The organism is Janthinobacterium sp. BJB426 (assembly GCF_002735705.1).
Lineage (GTDB): Bacteria > Pseudomonadota > Gammaproteobacteria > Burkholderiales > Burkholderiaceae_D > Janthinobacterium.
This window is the reverse complement of the sequence record NZ_PDZL01000008.1, coordinates 261,558-268,626: the sequence shown is the minus strand read 5'-3', so window position 1 is coordinate 268,626 and position 7,069 is coordinate 261,558. Positions and strand designations below refer to the sequence as shown.

The window sequence follows — 7,069 nt, the reverse complement described above, 5'->3', positions numbered from 1 at the left end:
CCTCCACCGACACCTGCGCCGGACTCACATACGCCACCAGGCGCGCGCCGGCGGCGCTGTCCTGCGCCACCGCCACCGCTTCGCGCACGCCAGGCTGCGCCAGCAGCTGCGCCTCGATCTCGCCCAGCTCCACCCGAAAACCGCGGATCTTGATCTGGTGGTCGATGCGGCCCAGGTAATCGAGCTGCCCGCCGCGCCAGCGCACCAGGTCACCCGTGCGGTACAGGCGCGCACCGGGCGCGCCGTGCGGGTCCGGCACGAAGCGTTCGGCCGTCAGCGCCGCGCGGCCAAGATAGCCACGCGCCAGCAGGGCGCCGCCGATGCACAGTTCACCGGCCGCGCCGGGCGGCGTCAATGCCAGGTCCGCATCCAGCACCTGCAGCGCGCGCCCCGCCAGCGGCAGGCCGATCGGCATCTGCGCCGGCGCCGCGCCATCGAGGTAGGGCGCGCAGTCAAGCGTGGCCGCCGTCACCGCCGCTTCCGTCGGCCCATACGTATTGAGCAGGCGGATGTGGCGCATGCCCGCCTGGCGCCACGCCTGCAGCGCTTCCGGCGGCATCGCCTCGCCGCCCGCGTGCACCTGGCGCAGCGCGCCGTAGTCGCGCGGGCCGTGCTGGGCAAAATCCTGCGCCAGCAGCGACCAGTAGGCCGTCGTCAAATCGGCCACGCTGATGCGGTAGCGGTGCAGCGCCTGGTAAAACGTCTCGCTGTCCCACAGCTCCGGGCCGCGCAAGACCAGCGCCGCGCCCACGCACAGGGTCGGCCAGGCCTGTTCGACGAAGCCGTCGAAGTTCAAGGTCGAAAACTGCAGCACGCGGTCCCGCGCCGTCAAGCCAAAGAAGCCGACGGACACTTGCGCATGCCGGCTTAACGCCTGATGCGCGATGCCCACGCCCTTCGGTTTGCCCGTCGAACCGGACGTGTAGATCACGTAGGCCAGCTGCTGCGGCAGCGGCGCGTGGCCGGGATCGTGCTCCAGCGCGGATGGCTGTTCCACCAGTTGCACCGGCAGTCCCGCCGGCAGCGCCAGCCGAGGCAGCACGGACGCCTGCGTCAGCAGCAGCGCCATGCCGCTGTCGGCGATCATGTAGGCCAGGCGTTCGGCCGGATAGCCGGGATCGAGCGGCACGTAGGCCGCGCCCGTCTTGAGGATGGCCAGCAAGCCGGCCAGCATGTCGACCGAGCGTTCGACGGCGATGCCGACGCGTACTTCCGGCCCCGCGCCCCGCGCCAGCAGCGCGTGCGCGAGGCGGTTGGCGCGCAGATTCAGCGCGCGGTAGCTGAGCGCCTCGTCCTGGTACAGCAGCGCCAGCGCATCCGGGTGCAGCACGGCCTGCAGCTCGAACTGCGCGTGCACGGCTTCGTCGCGCCAAGGCCCTCCTTCGTTGCGGCCCTGCTCCAACAGGTCGTGCGCCTGCGCAGCGGACAGCATGGGCAGCGCGGCCAGCACCTCGCTGCCCGCCGCCTGCGCCAGCGCTTCCACCAGTTGCTGGTAGTGCCGCATCAGCGCCTTGAGCTGCGCTTCGGGCAGGCGTCCCGCATCAGCGCTGAACAGCACGTCGATGTGCTGGTCCGGCATCACCTCGATGGTCAGCCCATAGCTGCTTTGCTCGTGATTGTCACGCTGGTGCAGCTGCAGCGGGCCTTGCGGCGTGGCACAGCTCCAGCGCCGGCCCTGCGCCATCGGCAGATTCTGGAAGACCATCAGGGTATCGAACAGCGCGCCGCCATGGCCCGCCTGCTTCTGGATATCGACCAGCGGACTTTGTTCGTACTCGCGGATCTCGACATTTTCCTGCTGCACGGCGCGCAGGAATTCACCGAGCGCCAGCGCGCCGCGTGGCTGCAGGCGCAGCGGCAGGGTGTTGATGAAGACGCCCAGCATGTCCTGCGCACCGGGCAAATCCGCCGGGCGGCCGGCCGAGGTCACGCCGAAAATCACGTCCTGCTGACCACTGTAGCGCGCCAGCAGCATGGCCCACGCGGCCTGCATCACGGTATTCAGGGTCACCTGGCTGCTGCGCGCCAGCTGCCGCAGCCGCTCGGCTTTTTCCGCGCCAAAGTGCAGCGCCAGGGTCTGGTGCACGCCATTGGACCTGGACGCCGGCAGCAGCGGCGGCAAGGGCGTGGCGCCTTCCACGCCGGCCATGCGGGCGCGCCAGAACGCGCGGCCCGCCGCCTCGCCGCCGCGCCGTCCCAACCACTCGATATAGTCGCGGTAGGCGGGCCGCCGCGGCAGCACGGGGATGCCGCCAGCCTGGCTGGCGCGGTAGCGTTCCAGCACCTCTTCGAGCAGCATCACCGAGCACCAGCCATCGACGATCAAATGATGGCGGCTCCAGACCAGCAGCCAGCGCTGCGCTGCCAGGCGAACCAGCGCCACGCGCATCAGCGGCGCCTGCTCCAGCACGTGGCCGCGCTTGCGGTCGGCGCTGCAGAATGCCTGCAGCGCCTCGTCCTGCCCTGCTGCGTCGAGCGCCTGCCAGTCCAGCTGCAGCAGGTCGAGGGTGGTGGCGGTCTGCACGCATTGCAGCGGCTGTTCCAGCCCCTGCCACGCAAAACCCGTGCGCAGGATGGCATGCGCGTCGATGGCTTGCTGCCACGCCACGCGCATGGCGTCCGGCGCGAACGGGCCATTCACTTCCAGCACCAGCTGGTTGCAATACACGCCGCTGCCGCCCTCCTCCGCATCGAGGCGGCTGTGGAACAGCAAGCCCGTTTGCAGCAGCGACAGCGGATAGGCATCCTGCAAGCCCGGACGCGCCGCCTGCAGGGCCGCCAGTTGCGCCGCATCGAGGCCCGCCAGTGCAAACGGCGCGGCATGTTCCAGCTGCACGGCAGGCGCGGACGGCGCCGGCGCCGGTGCGGCGATACAGGTGACCAGCTGCGCGATGCTGGGATGGTCGAACAGGTTTTTCGGCGTCAGCTTCAAGCCCCGCTTGCGCGCCCTGGCGATCATTTGCAGGCCGAGGATGGAGTCGCCGCCGCTGGCAAAGAAATTGTCGTGCAGCGACACGCCGTCCGCCGTGCCGCCCAGGACTTCGGCCCACACTTCGGCCAGCACGTTCTCGTGGGCGCTGCGCGGCGCGGCCGCTGCGGCTGCAGCTGCCGGTGCGGCCAAAGCAGGTTCCGGCAAGCCTTTGCGGTCAACCTTGCCGTTCGCCAGCAATGGCAGGCGCGCCAGCACCTGCCACAGGGCCGGCACCATCGCTTCCGGCAACGCTTGCGCCATCGCCGCGCGCAGCGTGTCGATCAGGCCCGCCTGCGCGGCGGCGCCATCGCGCGCCACCACGCAGGCCAGCAGGCGCAAGCCGTCGCCGCCCGGCAGCGGACGCGCCACCACGGCCGCATCGGCCAGTTCCACGCGGGCCTTGAGCCAGGCCTCGACTTCGCCGAGTTCGACGCGGAAGCCGCGGATCTTGACCTGGTCATCGCTGCGGCCGAAGAACTCCAGCACGCCGCCGTCCAGCATGCGCACCCTGTCGCCGCTGCGGTACAGGCGCGCGCCTGGCACGAAGCCGAAGGCATCGGGAATGAAGCGTTCGGCGCTCAGGCCGGCGCGGCCCAGGTAGCCGTGCGCCACGCCGGCGCCGCCCAGATACAGTTCGCCGATGGCGCCCAGCGGCAGCAGCTCGCCGCGCGCGTCGAGCACATAGGCGGTGCGCCCGGCCAGTGGCGCGCCTACCGGCACGTACGCGGACAAGCCCGTTGGCGCCGTGGCCGCCTCCTGCGCCAGACAACCGACCGTCGTTTCGGTGGGGCCGTAATGGTTGACCACGCGGCAGCCGGGACGCAATTCGCCCACGCGGCGCACCAGCGCCGGGTCCAGTCCCTCGCCGCCCAGCACCAGGCAATGCAGCGGCAGCAGCCGTTCCGGGCGGCTGGCTGACAGCAGCGCCTTCAGGTGCGACGGCACGATCTTCAGGCAATCGAGCGGCTGCGCTTCCAGCAGGTCCGCCAGCACTTCCGGATCGGCGCTGTGCGCGTCGCCGATCAGGCGCAAGGTGCGCCCACTGAGCAGCGCGCCAAACCACGCCGTGTAGCCCAGGTCGGCCGTCAGCGACGACAGGGCGCTCATGCTGGCCTGCGGCGGCAAGGCCAGGCGCGGCATCACGCCTGCCACGTAGGCGGCCAGGTTACCCTGGCTGAGCGACACGCCCTTGGGCGCGCCCGTCGACCCGGAGGTATAGATGATGTAGGCCGGCAGTTCGGCATGGCACAAGGACGCGCGCCATGCCGCGCCAATGTCGGCATCGGCATCGACGGCATCAACATCGAGCCAGCGGCGCCCTTCGAGCAGCGCGGGCGCCGCGCCGCTGCCGACCGTCAGCGCGATGCCGGCATCGTCGAGCATCTGGCGCAGGCGCAGCGCCGGCAAGCCGCTATCCAGGCACAGGTAGGCGGCGCCCGCGCGCCAGGCGGCCAGCATGGCGACGATCAGCGGCGTATCGCGCGCCAGCAGCAAGGCGACCCTGTCGCCGGCAGCGACACCGGCCGCCTGCAGGCGCATGGCCAGGCGCAGCGCGGCCTGGTCCAGCTGCGCGTAGCTGAGGCGCCCGCCTGGCGCGTCGAGCGCCATATGCTGCGGATGCAGCGCCACCTGCCGCAGGAACATCTGCAGCGCCGTGGGCGCGGCATCGGCTGGCAAAGGCTGGCCCTGCGCCTGCGACAAATAACGCGGTGCCAGCCGCAACTGGCTCAGGCGCGCTTGCGGGTGCGCCACGATATCGCGCAGCAGCGCGCGGAAGTGCTCGACCATGCGCTCGATGCTGGCGCCGTGGAACAGGCCCGTGTCATAGCGCCACTGCCCCAGCAGGCCGGCGCCCGAATCCTGCCAGCGCAAGTTCATGTCATTGGCCGCGCCGCGCTGGGTGGCGAACAGTTCGCGCGCCACGTGGCGTCCCAGCGCGGGCCGCGCGCCCAGCGGCACCAGGGTCATCATGTGGCGGAACAGCGGCGTGCGCGCGCCATCCTGCAGCGGCGCGCAATGCTCGGTCATCAGCGCCAGCGGATATTGCTGGTGCTTCAGGGCGCTGCGCAATTGCAGCCAGCACGCGGCGAGGAAATCGGCGAAGGCCGGATCGGCGCGGCAATCGGCGCGCAGCGGTATCGCATTGAGCGTAAAACCCAGCAAATTCCGGTAACGCGCGCCGCTGTGGCCCGCCACCGGCGTGCCGATGAGGAATTCGGGCTCTCCCGTATAGCGGTGCATGAAGGCCAGATAGGCCGCCATCAGCAAGCCATACAGCGACACGCCCTGGTCCGCGGCCAGCAGGCGCAGCTGCTGCGCTTCTTCCGCGCCGATCGCGAATTCGACTTCGGCGCCTTCGAAGGCCGGCGATGCGGCGCGGGGGAAATCGGTAGCCAGCTGCAACGGCCCCGGTTCGCCGGCCAGGCGCTCGCGCCAGAACTGCTCCAGCCGCCGTCCCCGCGGTCCCGCCAGCATGGCGCTGTGTTCGTCGAGCCACTCACGGTACAGCGCATCGGGACGCAGCACCAGCGCCTGGCCAGCGCGCAAAGTTTCATAGGCCTCGAACAGCGTTTCCAGGAACACGAAGCTGCTGGAGAAATCGGCGGCGATATGATGCATGGACGCCATCAGATAAAACCGCTGTTCACCGCCGTCGTGGTCGACCAGCAGGCGCGCGCGCACGGGCGCATCGTCTTCGAGCACGAATGGCAGGTCGGCCTGGCGGGCCAGGTAGGCCCGCGCACCGGCCTCGCCCAGGCCCTGCGTGGTGTCGACGGCAAAGTCCTCGCCTGGTGCCGCGCGGCGCAGCATGCGCGGCCCGTCCTCGCCTTCCGCGTACACGCAGCCGAGCACTTCATAGCTTTGCTGCGCATGCAGGAAGGCCTGGCGCAGCAGCGCCGCGTCGACGGGACCGGCCAGTTCGGCGCCGAACGCCATATTGTAGGCAGGGCTGCCCGGCGCCATCTTGTAGAACGTCCACAGGGCGCGCTGGCCGTGGCTCAGCGCCTGTCCGGCGACGGGAAATCCGGCTGGCCAGCCGGCGGCAAGGTCATTCATGCGCCGCCTCCGCCATCGCCACCACGATCTTGCGGGCGCCCTTGAAGGTCGAACGGCCGTGCGCGGCCAGCATATTATCGAGCATCAGCACATCGCCCTCGACCCACGGGAACATCACCGTGCACGCATCGAGGACGCCGCGAATCTCCTGCAGCGCCGACTCCTCGATTGGCGAGCCGTCGCCGTAATACACATTGCGCGGCAGATCGAGGTCGCTGTCGACCAGCATCAGCAGCGATTCGCGTACTGCCGGCGCCAGGTTCGACACATGGAACAAGTGCGCCTGGTTGAACCACACATCCTGCCCCGTGCGCGGATGCCGTGCCACCGCCTGGCACACTTGCCGCGTGCGCAGTTCGCCATCATCCTTCCACTCGAAGGCGATGTCCTGGGCCCGGCAATAGCGCTCCGCCTCCGCCCGGTCATGCGTGTTGAACGCATCCTGCCATGGCAAGTCCAGGCCATTGCCGTAATTGCGCACGTACATCAGGCGTTTTTGCTCGAAATGCCGGCGCAGGGCCGGGTCGAGGCGCGCAAAGATCTGCCGGCTGTCGGCGATCGGCGTCTCGCCGTCCTGCGCGCTGGCCACGATGCAATGGAACCAGATCTTCATCGGCCACTGGCGCGTATAGGACTGTTCGCAGTGCAGGGGAATCACCTGGTGCGCCGGATACTCGGTCGAGGTGTACACGCCCTTGCCCAGCGCGGAACGGGGCGTGGAGCCGAATTCATAGGTCAGCAACTCATGCCCGAACGCGCGCGCAAATTGCTGGAACGGCTGCTCGCCGTGCAGCCCGAAACCGCGAAACAGCAGGCCGCCCGCCTCGTCGAGGTGGGCTTGCGCGGCGGCCAGCATGGCCGGCATGGCAGCCGGCCACTGCCCGCCTTGCCCCGGCGTGACCAGCAAGGGAAGGCTGCCTCCCGGGAATAACGGTGATACCTCCAGCGGACCATCGAATACCGTACTTGTTGCCGAGTGCATGCCAACTCCTTCATCTGAGATTGCGTAAGGTCCTGGCGAGCGGTCAAGTCCGCAAGACC

The 7,069-nt window shown here is 69.7% G+C and carries 2 protein-coding genes; both read right to left on the bottom strand.

Annotation, left to right across the window (positions count from 1 at the left end):
- Positions 1-6,028: non-ribosomal peptide synthetase (locus tag CSQ93_RS15630; RefSeq protein WP_158301255.1), on the bottom strand; the 6,028-nt coding region annotated here is incomplete at its 3' end.
- Positions 6,021-7,010, bottom strand: coding sequence for a TauD/TfdA family dioxygenase (locus tag CSQ93_RS15625; RefSeq protein WP_099378820.1), 990 nt, complete (start codon positions 7,008-7,010; stop codon positions 6,021-6,023). The genes CSQ93_RS15625 and CSQ93_RS15630, both read right to left, overlap by 8 nt.
- Between the last annotated feature and the right edge of the window lie 59 nt (positions 7,011-7,069).

Coding starts and splice junctions, on each gene's coding strand:
- CSQ93_RS15625 (WP_099378820.1), bottom strand. CDS start 7,010: ATGCACTCGGCAACAAGTACGGTATTCGATGGTCCGCTGGAGGTATCA.